This window comes from Campylobacter curvus, assembly GCF_013372125.1.
In the GTDB taxonomy this organism is placed as follows: Bacteria; Campylobacterota; Campylobacteria; order Campylobacterales; family Campylobacteraceae; genus Campylobacter_A; species Campylobacter_A curvus.
On record NZ_CP053826.1, the window covers coordinates 352,860 to 371,389 of the forward strand.

Below are 18,530 nucleotides of genomic sequence, written 5' to 3' on the forward strand. Positions count from 1 at the left end.
AGCAAACTAAATGCTAAAAAAGATAAGCAACGGCCACCAGGCGGCGTTTTTATATATCGGGGTCTTATTTTGCGCATACGCAGTGGTTTTAAATTTCGGCAAGCAGCTTTACTGCGACGTGACCTCTATCTTGCTAAACGTCTCGATAGCGCTGATCATGCTATATCGCCTAAAAATGACTAAAAATTTAAATTCGTATTGGGCGTGGATAGTTTTAGGCGTGATAGGCTGGGTCGTAGCCGATGTGCTGTGGGCGGGTTACAACATGAGCCACGAAAACAGCTCGCTTGAGGCGCTATTTTTTATCCAGGTCATCTACTTTATCCCTTTCATCTTGTTTTTAGCAGCTTCGGTGGCGATCTTTATCCGCAGCAACAAAAGCGGCCTTTGGACGCAGGTACTCATCGACGCAGGCGTGATCTTGATGATATACGCGAGCTTTTTTTGGTTTGTGGTATTTGACCGCGATTTAAGCTTTGTGCTTAGCACTGATTTTGCCTTTCACTTGGTTTATATTTTCGTAGATATCGTTATGTTTTGTATTGTTTTTATCGTGTATTTCTCGGTGCATACCATGAAAAGGCGGCTTTCGTTCTTTTTGTGTCTTGCTGCACTCGGGCTGTTTTGCGTTTATGATATGTATTACTCCGTGATGACTGCAAACGGCAAAGATCTTACAAATACGAACTACGAGCTGGTTTTAGAGCTCGTTTTCGTTTTGTTTTTCCTAGCCGCGCTTTATCTAAAAAGAGGCGAGGCGAGGCTGAAATTTCGCAAAAACAGGGAGGATTTTCATAGAATTTTGATAAACAAGCTTTTGCTGCTGTTTGTCGTCCTGGCTTTTGCGATCGTGATATCGGGCAAGATAGACCTGTCTTGGGGGATATTTATAATGATCTTGATGCTAGCTTACGCCGTTTTGACGCATAGTATCTCAAGCGTGAGAAATAACCAACTCCTAATCGCCAAAGAGCAAAACGTCAAACAAAAGCTGGATAAAATGATAGAAGAGCGCGTGCAGGAGCTTAGCCAGACGAACAAACGCCTAAAACAGCTCAGCGAATACGACTTTCTAACAGGCGCGCTAAACCGCCCGTTTTTCCTGCTTAAGCTCGAGGAGATGATAAAGACCAAAGCTCTTGGCGAAAATATCGATATTTACAGCATCGATATAAACCATTTTAAAAGCGTGAACGACTCTTACGGTCACTATGTGGGCGACGAGGTGTTGGCACGCGTGGTAAAAAACATCAAGTCTGTTTTGCCTAAAAATTCGCTGCTGGCTAGATTTGGCGGAGATGACTTCATGGTGGTGGCTAAGCAAAAGGGCGACGGGTATTTCAGGGAGTTTTTGACTCGCTTACACGCAGCCATAAGTCAGCCTATCCTCATCGAAAGCTATAAAATTTCACTTAGTGCCAAAATAGGCATAAGCACGACCGCAACTAGTGAAATTTTAGCCGAGGATCTCATCGCTCAAGCTGGCGCAGCGCTAAATTCCGCCAAGAAAAACACGCTTTGCGAGCATGTATTTTACGATGATATCAAGGATATGATACAAGAGCAAAACTACATAGAAATTTTGCTAAATTCCATAAATTTTGACAGGGAATTCAGGCTAAATTTCCAGCCGCAGTATCTGATAGAGGGCAAAAAGCTGATCGGCGCCGAGGCGCTTATACGGTGGAATTCGCCGATAAAAGGCTTTGTTTCGCCCGCTCTTTTCATCCCGATCGCCGAGCAAAGCTCCATTATAAATTCCATCGGCAAATGGGTCGCTAAAGAGGCGATCAAGCAAATGAGCGCATGGAATCAAAAATACGCCATCGCCCTAAAAATTGGCATAAACGTCTCGCCAAAGCAGGTAGATAACGTAAATTTCGCCTCGGATATCCTGGGCTTCATAAAGGAATTTAACATCGATCCAAGATGCGTTGATATCGAGATAACCGAGGCTAGCCTCGTAAATGCCGAGGAGATAATGCAAAGCGTGCTGGGCGTATTTTCTCAAAACGGCATAAGTATCTCGATCGATGACTTTGGCACGGGCTTTTCGTCGATGAGCTACATCAAAAAATACGCTATAAATAAGCTAAAGATCGCTAAAGAGCTAGTCGATAACATCGCCAGCAACGAGATAGACAAGGATGTGGCGACTAGTATCATCTCGCTGGCAAAGAACATAAACGTAAAAACTATCGCCGAGGGCGTCGAGGACGCGACGCAGCTTGAAATTTTAAAAAGCTGCGGCTGCGACGAGGTGCAGGGATATTTTTGGGGCAAGCCTATGAGCGCGGCGGAGTTTGAAGAGCTTATCAAAAGCTCTATTTAAGGCTTTTGAACTCAAAATTTTCAAGCCTTAATATATGCTTGTTCGCGTTTTTAGCCACGAGGCTGATCATCTGCGCACTGTCCGTGTCTTTTGGGATGATGAGGTGGATCTTTTCGTATAAAAATATGATGAAGATATTTTTAAGCTCGTAAATTTCACTCACGCTTGCAAAGCTGAATTTCTCATTTTCTGAGGGCTCATTTTCATAAAAGGCGATGAAATTTTCATTGACTTCGAATTTCATATGCTTTTCATTGTGCGTAAGGGATAAATTTTTAAGCGCCGCTTTTCGCCTGTTTTTTAAAAATATCGGGTAAAAAACGAGCCAAAATAGCCCGAAAACTATGCCGATGACAGTAAATATCTGCGTCTTTGCGAGCATATCTATGATAAATCCGGCCAGCATCGCCTCGCCTGAGATCCCGAACGTGTTTAGCAGGTATTGCTTCCTGGCCTGCCTTGAGAAAAATAGTATGAAAGCCTGATAGTCCAGTAAATTTTCACTTTTTAAAACGATATCTTTTTGCATGTGCTTTCCTTGAAATTTAAAATTTTGCATAATTATATCTAAAAGCAAGGATTGACTTAGTATAATTTGAGCTTAATTCACGCAGGAGAAAAGCCATTTTTCTAGCATCGCAAACGCCGCTTACAAAGAGCCAAAAGCAAGCCGTTTATCTATCGGGAGTTTTATTCATAGCCGCGCAAATTTCAGCGTTTTTGGGCTACGGGCTTGTTCAAAATCTACTCATACTGATCGGTCTTGGCATGATCACGGCAAACATCTACCGCGCGATGATAGAGCCCGTAAATCCTAGGATCCATTGGATAATCGCCTGCTTTAGCGTGCTTCTTTGGACGGTCTGCGAGGCCTTGTGGACGCTTGAGTCAAGCGTGCTCATAAGGCCGCAAAGCGAGTATGCCTATCTGAACGTCTCGTATCTTTTGCCGATGTTTGGCGTATTTTGCGCGGTCGGTGTCTTTCTTTTCATAAAATTTTCAAACACCGAGGAAAAATCGGTCGTGCTTCTTGACATCGTGAGCGTTTTGCTGCTGGTTAGCACGCTCTCATACAGCATCGTAGGCGACATAGATATCCTAAAAGCCCTAAACAGCGTGACTAGTATCGCCGCTTTGTGCGCTATGGCTTTAAATTTCGCTATTTTGTTCATCGTACTAAGCGAGCTTTTTACTAGCAACCTGCTTTATATCAGGGTCAGCGGCTTTTATCTCATCGTATTTGGGATCTTATTTACGATGATAAATTTATACGTAGCTTACAACAAAATCACGATAGAAGATTATGACTTTGGCTACTCCTCTTTGTATATGATCCCTTTTATCATCCTCATGATTGGCTCGTTTTATCTAAAGACCGAAAACAAGCGCGTCACTACCGCAGACATAGGTCTGATGACCGGCTCTAAATGGCTGCCTATCATCGCCGTCTTACCTCTTTTGCTGCAAAGCGACTTTGGCTCGATGCTGTCGCTACTGGCGTTATTTTTCCTTGTTTCAAACGCGCTTATTAGCTACTACATCAAAAGCGCGATGGCTAGTAAAAAGATGCTAGAACACGAGAAAATTTTACATCAAGAGATGGAAAAGCTCGTTCATGAGCGCACGAACGAGCTCATGCTTGCAAATTTAAGGCTTCAAGACATATCGGACAAGGACTATCTCACTGGGCTTGGCAGCAGGAGCTTTTTGATGAATGAGCTAAAAAGAGCGAGTGACGAGCTGCAATCAAATGAGGAGCTGGCGGTTTATTACATCAACATAAGCCGCTTTAAAGCCATAAACGCCTCATACGGCCACGAGGTCGGAGATAAAATTTTAAAGACCGCAGCCAGGAGGATAACTGGCATCTGCAACAGACAAGAGACTACGGCCAGGATAGGTGCGGACGAGTTTATCGTGATATCTAAAATGGAGCTTGGCAGCGAGACTAAGCGCATGAAATTTGGCATCTCGCTAAAGGACGCGATAGAAGAGCCTATGCAAATAGATCGTTATCACTTCGCCATAAAATGCGTCATAGGCATACATATCGTCATGCAAAAGAGCAAGGCCGAGCCTAGAGCCATCATCAAAAATGCCGATAGGGCGATGTATTATGCTAAGGAAAATCCCGCCTCAAACCCGATGGTCTATAACGACGAGATAGACAACAAGATACATCTTGACTCGATGCTTGAGATCGCGCTTAGAAAGGCGAATTTACAAAAAGATTTTCAGATGTATTTTCAACCCGTTTTTGACCTGGATACATCAAGGATCGTTTGCGCGGAGGCGCTACTTAGGTGGTATTCAAAGGACTACGGGCTAATGGAGGCGAGCGATTTTATGGGCATAGCTAGAGGCAGCGGCGATATACTAAACTCCATTTGCATGAACGCGACCTTAAAGACGATCGAGCATGTCAGCCGCTGGAAAAAAGACGTGCTAAATATCCCCAAAATCAGCATAAACGTAGCTACGACGCAGAGTACGTCTGAAAATTTCATACGTAGCTTTTTGCAGATGACAAAAAATTTTGGCGTGAGCCCGAGATCTTTCGAACTTGAATTTTGCGAAGCGCTGTGGATGAACCCGCCTGAAATTTTAGATAAAATTTTCGAGCTTTTAAAAAGCAACGAGATAGACGTTTGTATCGATGATTTCGGCTCGGGCTACACCTCGTTGATGTATATCAGAAAATACAGCATAAACCGCCTGAAAATAGCAGCCGACTTCGTCACTCAGATGGCATTTAGCAAGATAGACGCGCAGATCGTCGCGGGCATAATAAATCTGGCAAATTCCATGAAGCTAACGAGCGCGGCTAAAGGTGTGCAGGATGTTGAAATTTTAGATGAGCTAAGACAGCTAAAGTGCAAGGAAGGACAAGGATACTATCTGGCTCGTCCGATGAGCGCGGAGGAATTTGAGGAATTTTTAAGACAAAATCCTCAAATCATAAATGCGGTTTAAATTTCAGCCTTTATTTCTTCGTTTGATTTTACCACCATCCCGGAGCCGTGGATCACGCTAGGGACGCAGCTCGTGCAGATATCGACCTCTTCGCCGTTTTTGTGAGCGCGGATGAAGACTGCGTTGGTATCTTCCGTGCTTTTTAGTCCGCAAACGTTGCAAACTACCATCTCTTTTTCTCTCATTTTTTCTCCTTTTGAAAATTTGGCGTATTTTATCTTTAAAATTTTACGATTATGATGATTTGCGTCAAGCTTGGCAAGCTCGGCTTCATTTAACAAATTTTGTTATAATCGACTAAAATTTTAAAGGTTTGAAATGAGCGAATTTGAAATAATACTGCAAATGTTAAAACTTCAGCAAAGCCTAAACGACGAGACTAACGGCGAGGGCTGGGAGAACGGATACACGAACAAAAACAAGCTCATCAGCTGGAGGCGCTGCATCTATATGGAGTGTGCCGAGCTCATCGACAGCTTTGCGTGGAAACACTGGAAAAGCATAGAGGCCAAGACCGACGAGCAAAATTTACGTGTCGAGGTTGTTGATATATGGCACTTTATAATGAGCTTGATGTTGCAGACTTATTATCTAAAAAAGCTGGGCAGCATCGAGGATCTGGCGCAAAATATCTGCGCGGCTAGCGGATTTGCCGAGTTTTGCAAAGAGCCCCTAGATGTCGCTAGCGAAAGTATCTATGAGATAATGAACGATGTAGAGATGCTGATACATGAGTGCAGCGGCTTTGAATACAACATCTACGATATGCTCAAAATTTACTTCGCGATGTCGCTAAAATGCGGGGTGAATTTGTATTCGCTTTATGAGTGCTACATCGCTAAAAACGTGCTAAATCGCTTCCGTCAAAACAACGGTTATAAAGAGGGCACGTATCAAAAAGTCTGGAACGGCCGCGAAGACAACACTGTAATGAGCGAAATTTTAAGCTCCGGCGTCACCAGCATCGATGAAATTTACAAGGCGCTTCAAAGCGAATACGACAAGGTAAAATGATAGAGCTTTTTCGCCTTAGCTTTAGGGACTTTTGGACGGCGAAATTTATAAGCTTGTCGCTGTTGCCGCTGTTTTTGAGCGCAGGGTTGCTTACTTGGCTGATGTTTTTTGGAGGCGGCGAGCTTTTTAGCGCGCTACAAGAGGGTGCCAGTACGGGCGATTACTCGTTTTTGAGCGAGGATACGCCATATCTTTCTTTTTGGCTTAAAATTTTGAGCTTTGGCGCGACGAAATGGGTGATAAGCGCGTTTTTTTATATCCTAAGCTCATTTTTAGTGGTGATTTTTAGCGTCGTCATCGCCCTTATCGTAGCGGGCTTCATGACTCCGGTCGTGACAAAAGAGATAAACAAAAGACACTACGACATTGTCAGACAAAGCGAAATTTCAACTGCAAGGGTGCTGAATTTAAGCCTTAAAGTCGTGCTGAATTTTCTCGGGATCTTGCTCATTTGCCTGCCGCTGCTTTTGGTGCCGTTTTTAAATCTTTTCATCATAAATTTGCCGTTTTTTTATTTGTATTATAAACTGCTGCTTATCGACGTGGGCTCAAACACACTCGATGCGCCAAAATTCGAGCTGTTTTGGCTAGAGGGCGGCGGGCTTAGCTTCACGCTTGCTTGCGTGGCGTTTTATTTGGTCTCTTTAGTGCCGCTTGCGGGGCTGTTTTTGCAGCTATTTTTCGTCATATTTTTATCTCATCTGCTCTATCAAAGACAAGCCGTTTTGAAATTTTAGACGTCTATTGTACCCGGGTCCAATAGACAGCCCGTCTCGTTTTTTATAAAATAAGGGAAAATTTCAAAAAGGATAATCATGGCAAATGCAGTAGGTATCGTAAAACAAGTAAGCGGCACAGTCGTCGCGATAGACATACAGGGCAACCAAAGGGCGCTAAGAGTCGGCGACGAGATAATGCTGGGCGAGGTCGTGCATACGCAGGGTAGCGACTCAAGCGTAGTAGTCAGCATGAACAATGGCAAGGAATTTACGCTGCTTGGTGACGATACGATAAAGATCGATCAAAGCGTGGCTCAAGTAGAGAGCTTTGGAGCGGAGGCGTTTGCCGATGCTAGTGCGCTTCAGCAGGCTATCTTGGCAGGTGATGATCTAAGTAAGCTAGAAGAGACTGCAGCAGGTGGCGCAGGCGGTGGCGGTGGATCGACAGGCGGCGGAGTGTCTTTGGCTGCCGGAGTGTTTGAGACAGGCGGTCACGAGAGCAATATCTCTGCGAATTTTGAAAATTTAAGCGGGTCGTCTCAAGGAAACGGTGGAATTTACAACGATGCTGGCGTTGGTGGCGGTATAGGCGGCACAAATAGAAACCCGGCCAGCGCTCAAGCGCCTGACACTACGCCTCCTTTCGTCACTATAAACGTAAAAGACGGCAACAGCGCTACTCCTACTATCACTGGAGCGATCGAGCCTAATGCAAGCGCGGTCATTCAGATAAAAGACGCTAACGGAGCGGTAGTAGATACCATAAATTTGACTCCGGCTCAAACGGCAAACGGCACATATTCGGTGACTCCGTCTCATCCTTTGGCCACCGATGGAGATTACACGGCTACCATAGTAGCTACGGATGCTGCAGGCAACAGCTCTGTACCTGTGAGCGATGGATTCAGTGTAGATACCACAGCTCCTGTAGTAAGCAATGTAGTAGTAACTAACACTGATACTAATACCCCAGCTGATGGCACACCTGATGAGACCAAGGTTAAATTTAAAGTAGACGATCCTACAGCTACTGTAACTGTCACTGGCCCACATGGCGAGACAGCCACAGTCACTGGACCTGATGCTAATGGAGATTATACAGCTACCTTTACTACCCCATTAAGCAAGGATGACACCGTAACGATTAAAGCTACCGATAAAGCAGGTAACGAAGGCCATGGTCAAGGAGTGGTTCCAGATACTACCTACACCGATACCACAGCTCCTGTAGTAAGCAATGTAGTAGTAACTAACACTGATACTAATACCCCAGCTGATGGCACACCTGATGAGACCAAGGTTAAATTTAAAGTAGACGATCCTACAGCTACTGTAACTGTCACTGGCCCACATGGCGAGACAGCCACAGTCACTGGACCTGATGCTAATGGAGATTATACAGCTACCTTTACTACCCCATTAAGCAAGGATGACACCGTAACGATTAAAGCTACCGATAAAGCAGGTAACGAAGGCCATGGTCAAGGAGTGGTTCCAGATACTACCTACACCGATACCACAGCTCCTGTAGTAAGCAATGTAGTAGTAACTAACACTGATACTAATACCCCAGCTGATGGCACACCTGATGAGACCAAGGTTAAATTTAAAGTAGACGATCCTACAGCTACTGTAACTGTCACTGGCCCACATGGCGAGACAGCCACAGTCACTGGACCTGATGCTAATGGAGATTATACAGCTACCTTTACTACCCCATTAAGCAAGGATGACACCGTAACGATTAAAGCTACCGATAAAGCAGGTAACGAAGGCCATGGTCAAGGAGTGGTTCCAGATACTACCTACACCGATACCACAGCTCCTGTAGTAAGCAATGTAGTAGTAACTAACACTGATACTAATACCCCAGCTGATGGCACACCTGATGAGACCAAGGTTAAATTTAAAGTAGACGATCCTACAGCTACTGTAACTGTCACTGGCCCACATGGCGAGACAGCCACAGTCACTGGACCTGATGCTAATGGAGATTATACAGCTACCTTTACTACCCCATTAAGCAAGGATGACACCGTAACGATTAAAGCTACCGATAAAGCAGGTAACGAAGGCCATGGTCAAGGAGTGGTTCCAGATACTACCTACACCGATACCACAGCTCCTGTAGTAAGCAATGTAGTAGTAACTAACACTGATACTAATACCCCAGCTGATGGCACACCTGATGAGACCAAGGTTAAATTTAAAGTAGACGATCCTACAGCTACTGTAACTGTCACTGGCCCACATGGCGAGACAGCCACAGTCACTGGACCTGATGCTAATGGAGATTATACAGCTACCTTTACTACCCCATTAAGCAAGGATGACACCGTAACGATTAAAGCTACCGATAAAGCAGGTAACGAAGGCCATGGTCAAGGAGTGGTTCCAGATACTACCTACACCGATACCACAGCTCCTGTAGTAAGCAATGTAGTAGTAACTAACACTGATACTAATACCCCAGCTGATGGCACACCTGATGAGACCAAGGTTAAATTTAAAGTAGACGATCCTACAGCTACTGTAACTGTCACTGGCCCACATGGCGAGACAGCCACAGTCACTGGACCTGATGCTAATGGAGATTATACAGCTACCTTTACTACCCCATTAAGCAAGGATGACACCGTAACGATTAAAGCTACCGATAAAGCAGGTAACGAAGGCCATGGTCAAGGAGTGGTTCCAGATACTACCTACACCGATACCACAGCTCCTGTAGTAAGCAATGTAGTAGTAACTAACACTGATACTAATACCCCAGCTGATGGCACACCTGATGAGACCAAGGTTAAATTTAAAGTAGACGATCCTACAGCTACTGTAACTGTCACTGGCCCACATGGCGAGACAGCCACAGTCACTGGACCTGATGCTAATGGAGATTATACAGCTACCTTTACTACCCCATTAAGCAAGGATGACACCGTAACGATTAAAGCTACCGATAAAGCAGGTAACGAAGGCCATGGTCAAGGAGTGGTTCCAGATACTACCTACACCGATACCACAGCTCCTGTAGTAAGCAATGTAGTAGTAACTAACACTGATACTAATACCCCAGCTGATGGCACACCTGATGAGACCAAGGTTAAATTTAAAGTAGACGATCCTACAGCTACTGTAACTGTCACTGGCCCACATGGCGAGACAGCCACAGTCACTGGACCTGATGCTAATGGAGATTATACAGCTACCTTTACTACCCCATTAAGCAAGGATGACACCGTAACGATTAAAGCTACCGATAAAGCAGGTAACGAAGGCCATGGTCAAGGAGTGGTTCCAGATACTACCTACACCGATACCACAGCTCCTGTAGTAAGCAATGTAGTAGTAACTAACACTGATACTAATACCCCAGCTGATGGCACACCTGATGAGACCAAGGTTAAATTTAAAGTAGACGATCCTACAGCTACTGTAACTGTCACTGGCCCACATGGCGAGACAGCCACAGTCACTGGACCTGATGCTAATGGAGATTATACAGCTACCTTTACTACCCCATTAAGCAAGGATGACACCGTAACGATTAAAGCTACCGATAAAGCAGGTAACGAAGGCCATGGTCAAGGAGTGGTTCCAGATACTACCTACACCGATACCACAGCTCCTGTAGTAAGCAATGTAGTAGTAACTAACACTGATACTAATACCCCAGCTGATGGCACACCTGATGAGACCAAGGTTAAATTTAAAGTAGACGATCCTACAGCTACTGTAACTGTCACTGGCCCACATGGCGAGACAGCCACAGTCACTGGACCTGATGCTAATGGAGATTATACAGCTACCTTTACTACCCCATTAAGCAAGGATGACACCGTAACGATTAAAGCTACCGATAAAGCAGGTAACGAAGGCCATGGTCAAGGAGTGGTTCCAGATACTACCTACACCGATACCACAGCTCCTGTAGTAAGCAATGTAGTAGTAACTAACACTGATACTAATACCCCAGCTGATGGCACACCTGATGAGACCAAGGTTAAATTTAAAGTAGACGATCCTACAGCTACTGTAACTGTCACTGGCCCACATGGCGAGACAGCCACAGTCACTGGACCTGATGCTAATGGAGATTATACAGCTACCTTTACTACCCCATTAAGCAAGGATGACACCGTAACGATTAAAGCTACCGATAAAGCAGGTAACGAAGGCCATGGTCAAGGAGTGGTTCCAGATACTACCTACACCGATACCACAGCTCCTGTAGTAAGCAATGTAGTAGTAACTAACACTGATACTAATACCCCAGCTGATGGCACACCTGATGAGACCAAGGTTAAATTTAAAGTAGACGATCCTACAGCTACTGTAACTGTCACTGGCCCACATGGCGAGACAGCCACAGTCACTGGACCTGATGCTAATGGAGATTATACAGCTACCTTTACTACCCCATTAAGCAAGGATGACACCGTAACGATTAAAGCTACCGATAAAGCAGGTAACGAAGGCCATGGTCAAGGAGTGGTTCCAGATACTACCTACACCGATACCACAGCTCCTGTAGTAAGCAATGTAGTAGTAACTAACACTGATACTAATACCCCAGCTGATGGCACACCTGATGAGACCAAGGTTAAATTTAAAGTAGACGATCCTACAGCTACTGTAACTGTCACTGGCCCACATGGCGAGACAGCCACAGTCACTGGACCTGATGCTAATGGAGATTATACAGCTACCTTTACTACCCCATTAAGCAAGGATGACACCGTAACGATTAAAGCTACCGATAAAGCAGGTAACGAAGGCCATGGTCAAGGAGTGGTTCCAGATACTACCTACACCGATACCACAGCTCCTGTAGTAAGCAATGTAGTAGTAACTAACACTGATACTAATACCCCAGCTGATGGCACACCTGATGAGACCAAGGTTAAATTTAAAGTAGACGATCCTACAGCTACTGTAACTGTCACTGGCCCACATGGCGAGACAGCCACAGTCACTGGACCTGATGCTAATGGAGATTATACAGCTACCTTTACTACCCCATTAAGCAAGGATGACACCGTAACGATTAAAGCTACCGATAAAGCAGGTAACGAAGGCCATGGTCAAGGAGTGGTTCCAGATACTACCTACACCGATACCACAGCTCCTGTAGTAAGCAATGTAGTAGTAACTAACACTGATACTAATACCCCAGCTGATGGCACACCTGATGAGACCAAGGTTAAATTTAAAGTAGACGATCCTACAGCTACTGTAACTGTCACTGGCCCACATGGCGAGACAGCCACAGTCACTGGACCTGATGCTAATGGAGATTATACAGCTACCTTTACTACCCCATTAAGCAAGGATGACACCGTAACGATTAAAGCTACCGATAAAGCAGGTAACGAAGGCCATGGTCAAGGAGTGGTTCCAGATACTACCTACACCGATACCACAGCTCCTGTAGTAAGCAATGTAGTAGTAACTAACACTGATACTAATACCCCAGCTGATGGCACACCTGATGAGACCAAGGTTAAATTTAAAGTAGACGATCCTACAGCTACTGTAACTGTCACTGGCCCACATGGCGAGACAGCCACAGTCACTGGACCTGATGCTAATGGAGATTATACAGCTACCTTTACTACCCCATTAAGCAAGGATGACACCGTAACGATTAAAGCTACCGATAAAGCAGGTAACGAAGGCCATGGTCAAGGAGTGGTTCCAGATACTACCTACACCGATACCACAGCTCCTGTAGTAAGCAATGTAGTAGTAACTAACACTGATACTAATACCCCAGCTGATGGCACACCTGATGAGACCAAGGTTAAATTTAAAGTAGACGATCCTACAGCTACTGTAACTGTCACTGGCCCACATGGCGAGACAGCCACAGTCACTGGACCTGATGCTAATGGAGATTATACAGCTACCTTTACTACCCCATTAAGCAAGGATGACACCGTAACGATTAAAGCTACCGATAAAGCAGGTAACGAAGGCCATGGTCAAGGAGTGGTTCCAGATACTACCTACACCGATACCACAGCTCCTGTAGTAAGCAATGTAGTAGTAACTAACACTGATACTAATACCCCAGCTGATGGCACACCTGATGAGACCAAGGTTAAATTTAAAGTAGACGATCCTACAGCTACTGTAACTGTCACTGGCCCACATGGCGAGACAGCCACAGTCACTGGACCTGATGCTAATGGAGATTATACAGCTACCTTTACTACCCCATTAAGCAAGGATGACACCGTAACGATTAAAGCTACCGATAAAGCAGGTAACGAAGGCCATGGTCAAGGAGTGGTTCCAGATACTACCTACACCGATACCACAGCTCCTGTAGTAAGCAATGTAGTAGTAACTAACACTGATACTAATACCCCAGCTGATGGCACACCTGATGAGACCAAGGTTAAATTTAAAGTAGACGATCCTACAGCTACTGTAACTGTCACTGGCCCACATGGCGAGACAGCCACAGTCACTGGACCTGATGCTAATGGAGATTATACAGCTACCTTTACTACCCCATTAAGCAAGGATGACACCGTAACGATTAAAGCTACCGATAAAGCAGGTAACGAAGGCCATGGTCAAGGAGTGGTTCCAGATACTACCTACACCGATACCACAGCTCCTGTAGTAAGCAATGTAGTAGTAACTAACACTGATACTAATACCCCAGCTGATGGCACACCTGATGAGACCAAGGTTAAATTTAAAGTAGACGATCCTACAGCTACTGTAACTGTCACTGGCCCACATGGCGAGACAGCCACAGTCACTGGACCTGATGCTAATGGAGATTATACAGCTACCTTTACTACCCCATTAAGCAAGGATGACACCGTAACGATTAAAGCTACCGATAAAGCAGGTAACGAAGGCCATGGTCAAGGAGTGGTTCCAGATACTACCTACACCGATACCACAGCTCCTGTAGTAAGCAATGTAGTAGTAACTAACACTGATACTAATACCCCAGCTGATGGCACACCTGATGAGACCAAGGTTAAATTTAAAGTAGACGATCCTACAGCTACTGTAACTGTCACTGGCCCACATGGCGAGACAGCCACAGTCACTGGACCTGATGCTAATGGAGATTATACAGCTACCTTTACTACCCCATTAAGCAAGGATGACACCGTAACGATTAAAGCTACCGATAAAGCAGGTAACGAAGGCCATGGTCAAGGAGTGGTTCCAGATACTACCTACACCGATACCACAGCTCCTGTAGTAAGCAATGTAGTAGTAACTAACACTGATACTAATACCCCAGCTGATGGCACACCTGATGAGACCAAGGTTAAATTTAAAGTAGACGATCCTACAGCTACTGTAACTGTCACTGGCCCACATGGCGAGACAGCCACAGTCACTGGACCTGATGCTAATGGAGATTATACAGCTACCTTTACTACCCCATTAAGCAAGGATGACACCGTAACGATTAAAGCTACCGATAAAGCAGGTAACGAAGGCCATGGTCAAGGAGTGGTTCCAGATACTACCTACACCGATACCACAGCTCCTGTAGTAAGCAATGTAGTAGTAACTAACACTGATACTAATACCCCAGCTGATGGCACACCTGATGAGACCAAGGTTAAATTTAAAGTAGACGATCCTACAGCTACTGTAACTGTCACTGGCCCACATGGCGAGACAGCCACAGTCACTGGACCTGATGCTAATGGAGATTATACAGCTACCTTTACTACCCCATTAAGCAAGGATGACACCGTAACGATTAAAGCTACCGATAAAGCAGGTAACGAAGGCCATGGTCAAGGAGTGGTTCCAGATACTACCTACACCGATACCACAGCTCCTGTAGTAAGCAATGTAGTAGTAACTAACACTGATACTAATACCCCAGCTGATGGCACACCTGATGAGACCAAGGTTAAATTTAAAGTAGACGATCCTACAGCTACTGTAACTGTCACTGGCCCACATGGCGAGACAGCCACAGTCACTGGACCTGATGCTAATGGAGATTATACAGCTACCTTTACTACCCCATTAAGCAAGGATGACACCGTAACGATTAAAGCTACCGATAAAGCAGGTAACGAAGGCCATGGTCAAGGAGTGGTTCCAGATACTACCTACACCGATACCACAGCTCCTGTAGTAACGACCGAGGTCGCGGAGGCCATGGAAGGGGATGCAAACAATAAATACCTAGTCTATAATGTCGAGCTTGATAGTGCTAAAAGCACATTTGGCTTGGATGTAGGCGTAACGGGTGGCACTCCGGGAAGCGACTATAATAGAGTGCCTCAGTATTCGTTGGACGGAGGGCGCACTTGGAAGGATGCGGTCAATGGCAAGATCGAAGCTAACGGCCTAGCTACGCCGATCAAGAACATAAAAGTGAGGGTAGAGGTCGTAGATGACGACGGACGCATCCCGGGCAATCAAAACGAAGGCACCAAGACCGGCAACATCGGTGCGGAATTTGGCTCGCCGGATTATGGAATTTACAAAGAGAACATAACCCTTAAAGTATCGTCTAAAAACGGTAAAAGCAGTGAAGCTACCGGACGTATCATAGATAACGACGATATACTTACGGCAAATGCGTTCCTTGATGGTAAACATATCAATACTAAAGACGGAGAGGACACTATAACAATAAATAAGGGTGCTCAAAATTCTACTATAGACGCAGGCTCTGGCGATGATAAGATAATCATCAATAACGGGGCAAGCGGGACAACCATCAAGCAAACCAATATCGAGGCGGCTGAAGGCGACGATCAGATAGACATAAACGCAGGCGTTAAAGTCGAAAATTCTACTATCAACACATCCGTTGGCTCGGATGTTACCAACATAAACGGCGCTACCATAACAAATAGCGAGATAAACCTTGGTAACAACACAGCCGATCAAAGAGATGTCGTAAATGTAAATTCCGGCAGCACGCTTACGAACACGAATATAAAAGGCACTCAGGCACTTGGCGATGATGAGATAAATTTAAATGCAGGCTCTGTCTCAAAGGATTTGATGGTTGATACGGGTGCAGGTAATGACACTGTCAATATGAGCGGTAAAGTGATCGTCGACGCTAAGCAAACTCAAATAGCTACCGGCTTAGGTAACGATACCGTAAATATCGATGGTGAGCTTATAGGAAACAAGAGCCGCTTCGAACAAGTTGGTATATACACCGGTGAAGGCAATGATACCGTTAATATCAAAACTGGTGCAAATTTAAACTTTGTCAATATAGTGACCGGTACGGGCGACGATAATGTAAATGTCATCGGGGATAGTAACGATATAAGCAAAACTAAACTAGAAAACGTCAATGTCAATCTTGAAACAGGTACGGATACCGTGAATGTCAAAAATGCAACACTTAAAAACGTTGCGATAGACACAAATGATGATTCTGTAGATGGCAAGACTGTAGTTAACATAGATAATTCCAGTCTGGATCAAACTAAAATTTATGCGGGCGATGATAATGATGTTATCAACATCAAAAATACTACGATAATTGACGATACGAATGCTGAATTCGGTAGTACTATTAGAGGTGAAGGTGGAGATGATAGGATAAATATCGAAGGATCTACTATAAAGGGGAATAAAGTTATCATAGACACTGATTATGACGGCGAAGTCGGTAGACAGGGTAATGACGAGCTAAATATCACAAATTCTACTATTAATGGCATAAAACGCATCTATACTGGTCTAGGCAATGATACTGTAAATATAAAGGGAAGTGTGATCGAAAATATCAACGATAATGAGAAAAAGATAGACTTAGGCGGCGGTGACGATAAGATGACGATCGAAAATTCCACTGTTCGTAATACTGAAATTTACACCGGTGCAGGCAATGATACACTAAACATCATAGGCGATAGCAACGATAAGAGCAAAACTAAAGTCGAAAATGTCAATGTCGAACTAGGCACTGGTGGAGAGACCGTAAATATCAAAAACGCGACGCTTAAAAACGTTGGAATGGATACTGATAATGTTGCAGACGGTAAAACTAAGGTCGATGTGGAGAATTCCGACTTGACGGATACGAAATTCTGGACTGGTAACGATAACGATACTATTACCATAAAAGATACCACAATGAAAACGACTACTTATAATCAAACATTCTCTGCGATAAGAGCCGAAGGTGGAAATGATACGGTAAATATCATAAATTCTACTCTAACAGGAAAGACTAGGATAGAGACGGATAGTTATAATAATTTTACCGATACCGGTAACGATACTTTAAACATCATAAATTCTACCATCAAAGACGCACACTTGATCTACACCGGACTGGGCGATGACGTCGTCAACATAAAAGGTGACAAAGCTGATAGGAGCGGTACTCTCATCGAGAATGTCAATAGGATAGATATGGAAGGCGGCGACGATAAGATGACGGTAGAAAACGCCACTTTGCGTAATGTCAAAATTTATGCAGGCGCAGGCGATGACATCATAAATTTAAGAAACGCTACGCTAGAGGGAAGCGGCTCTTTCATACAAGCAGGCGCAGGCAACGATATCATTAATATATCAGGCTCTACTATCACTGACGCCAAAGACGGCAGTAACGGCGGTATAAACGCAGGCGCAGGCAACGATACTATCACGCTTGATGGTGGCACTGTTATGACTAACTCGCTAATAAAAGCAGGCGCTGGAAACGATACTATAAGCGTTACGAATTCTAAGGTAAGTGGCTCCGGCATTTGGGCTGATGACGGTGATGATACGATAACTATCGGTAAAGGTGCCGTGCTCGATCATACCATAATAGGCGGCGACGGCGGTAAGGACACTATCACGATAGACGGCGGTGCGAAGCTAACCAATTCTGAAATTTGGGGCGGAAGCAGCGACAGAGCGAGTGACACGATAATCATCGGTAAAGCTACTCTTGAAAATGTAACTATCGGCGGTGACGGTGGCGATGATCTCATCAAAATACAAAAAGGTGCAAGCCTAAAAAATACTCAAATTTTTGGCGGAAGCAACGATGCGGGCAATGATACAATAGTAGTGGAAAGCGGAGCGAAACTTCAAAATGTTACCATAAGCGGCGAAGATGGCAACGATACTGTCAAGATAGGTAAGGGAGTCGATCTTAGGAGTACTACACTTGATGGTGGGTCGGGCAATGATACTATCCAAGTAAGCGAGAACATCGACTTCTCTAAGATAGGCAAGATAACTAACTTCGAGAAGCTAAAACTTGGAGAAAACAACGAAAGCGTGAACCTAAATTTAGACATCAAAGACGTTCTAAATATCACCGATAATAAAAATACGATCTTAAAAATAGAGGGCGACAGTTCGGATCATTTAAGCCTCAAAGGGTTTAAGAACAATATCATCTCAAGCCATGACGGATACGACAGATATCAAGGAGTCGATGCTCACGGCAATACTACCTATATCGATATCAAGCATGAGGTTACGGTAGATTTTCAATGATTTAAAGGAGGCTTGGCCTCCTT

Annotated in this window: 7 protein-coding genes; 5 read left to right on the plus strand and 2 right to left on the minus strand. The window is 44.5% G+C overall.

From position 1 onward, the window contains the following. Window positions 1–10 precede the first annotated feature (10 nt). A complete protein-coding gene (locus tag CCVT_RS01685; RefSeq protein ID WP_018137542.1) occupies window positions 11–2,332 on the plus strand; it encodes an EAL domain-containing protein in 2,322 nt (773 codons plus the stop codon). On the opposite strand, the gene CCVT_RS01690 is transcribed toward CCVT_RS01685, so the two are convergent. Then, on the minus strand, window positions 2,325–2,861 hold the full coding sequence (locus tag CCVT_RS01690) for a hypothetical protein (RefSeq protein WP_227898174.1): 537 nt from the start codon (window positions 2,859–2,861) through the stop codon (window positions 2,325–2,327). The genes CCVT_RS01685 and CCVT_RS01690 overlap by 8 nt on opposite strands. Before the next feature lie 191 nt (window positions 2,862–3,052). Here CCVT_RS01690 and CCVT_RS01695 point away from each other — a divergent pair, with 191 nt between their 5' ends. Beyond that, window positions 3,053–5,305: a putative bifunctional diguanylate cyclase/phosphodiesterase gene (locus CCVT_RS01695; RefSeq protein WP_018137544.1), complete on the plus strand. Its 2,253-nt coding sequence runs from the start codon at window positions 3,053–3,055 to the stop codon at window positions 5,303–5,305. Here CCVT_RS01695 and CCVT_RS01700 read toward each other — a convergent pair. Next, the gene (locus tag CCVT_RS01700; RefSeq protein WP_011991851.1) at window positions 5,302–5,490 is read right to left on the minus strand and encodes a hypothetical protein; all 189 of its coding nucleotides are present in this window, start codon (window positions 5,488–5,490) and stop codon (window positions 5,302–5,304) included. The genes CCVT_RS01695 and CCVT_RS01700 overlap by 4 nt on opposite strands. A 133-nt stretch (window positions 5,491–5,623) precedes the next feature. Here CCVT_RS01700 and dut point away from each other — a divergent pair, with 133 nt between their 5' ends. From dut to CCVT_RS01715, 3 genes are all read left to right on the plus strand, one after another. Further along, window positions 5,624–6,319, plus strand: a complete 696-nt coding sequence (gene dut / locus CCVT_RS01705) for a dUTPase (RefSeq protein ID WP_009650678.1) — start codon at window positions 5,624–5,626, stop codon at window positions 6,317–6,319. Continuing rightward, the gene (locus CCVT_RS01710) at window positions 6,316–7,056 is read left to right on the plus strand and encodes an EI24 domain-containing protein (RefSeq protein ID WP_018137546.1); all 741 of its coding nucleotides are present in this window, start codon (window positions 6,316–6,318) and stop codon (window positions 7,054–7,056) included. The genes dut and CCVT_RS01710 overlap by 4 nt, the downstream gene beginning before the upstream one ends. A 78-nt stretch (window positions 7,057–7,134) precedes the next feature. Continuing rightward, on the plus strand, window positions 7,135–18,507 hold the full coding sequence (locus CCVT_RS01715) for an Ig-like domain-containing protein (protein ID WP_176308862.1): 11,373 nt from the start codon (window positions 7,135–7,137) through the stop codon (window positions 18,505–18,507). Window positions 18,508–18,530 lie beyond the last annotated feature (23 nt).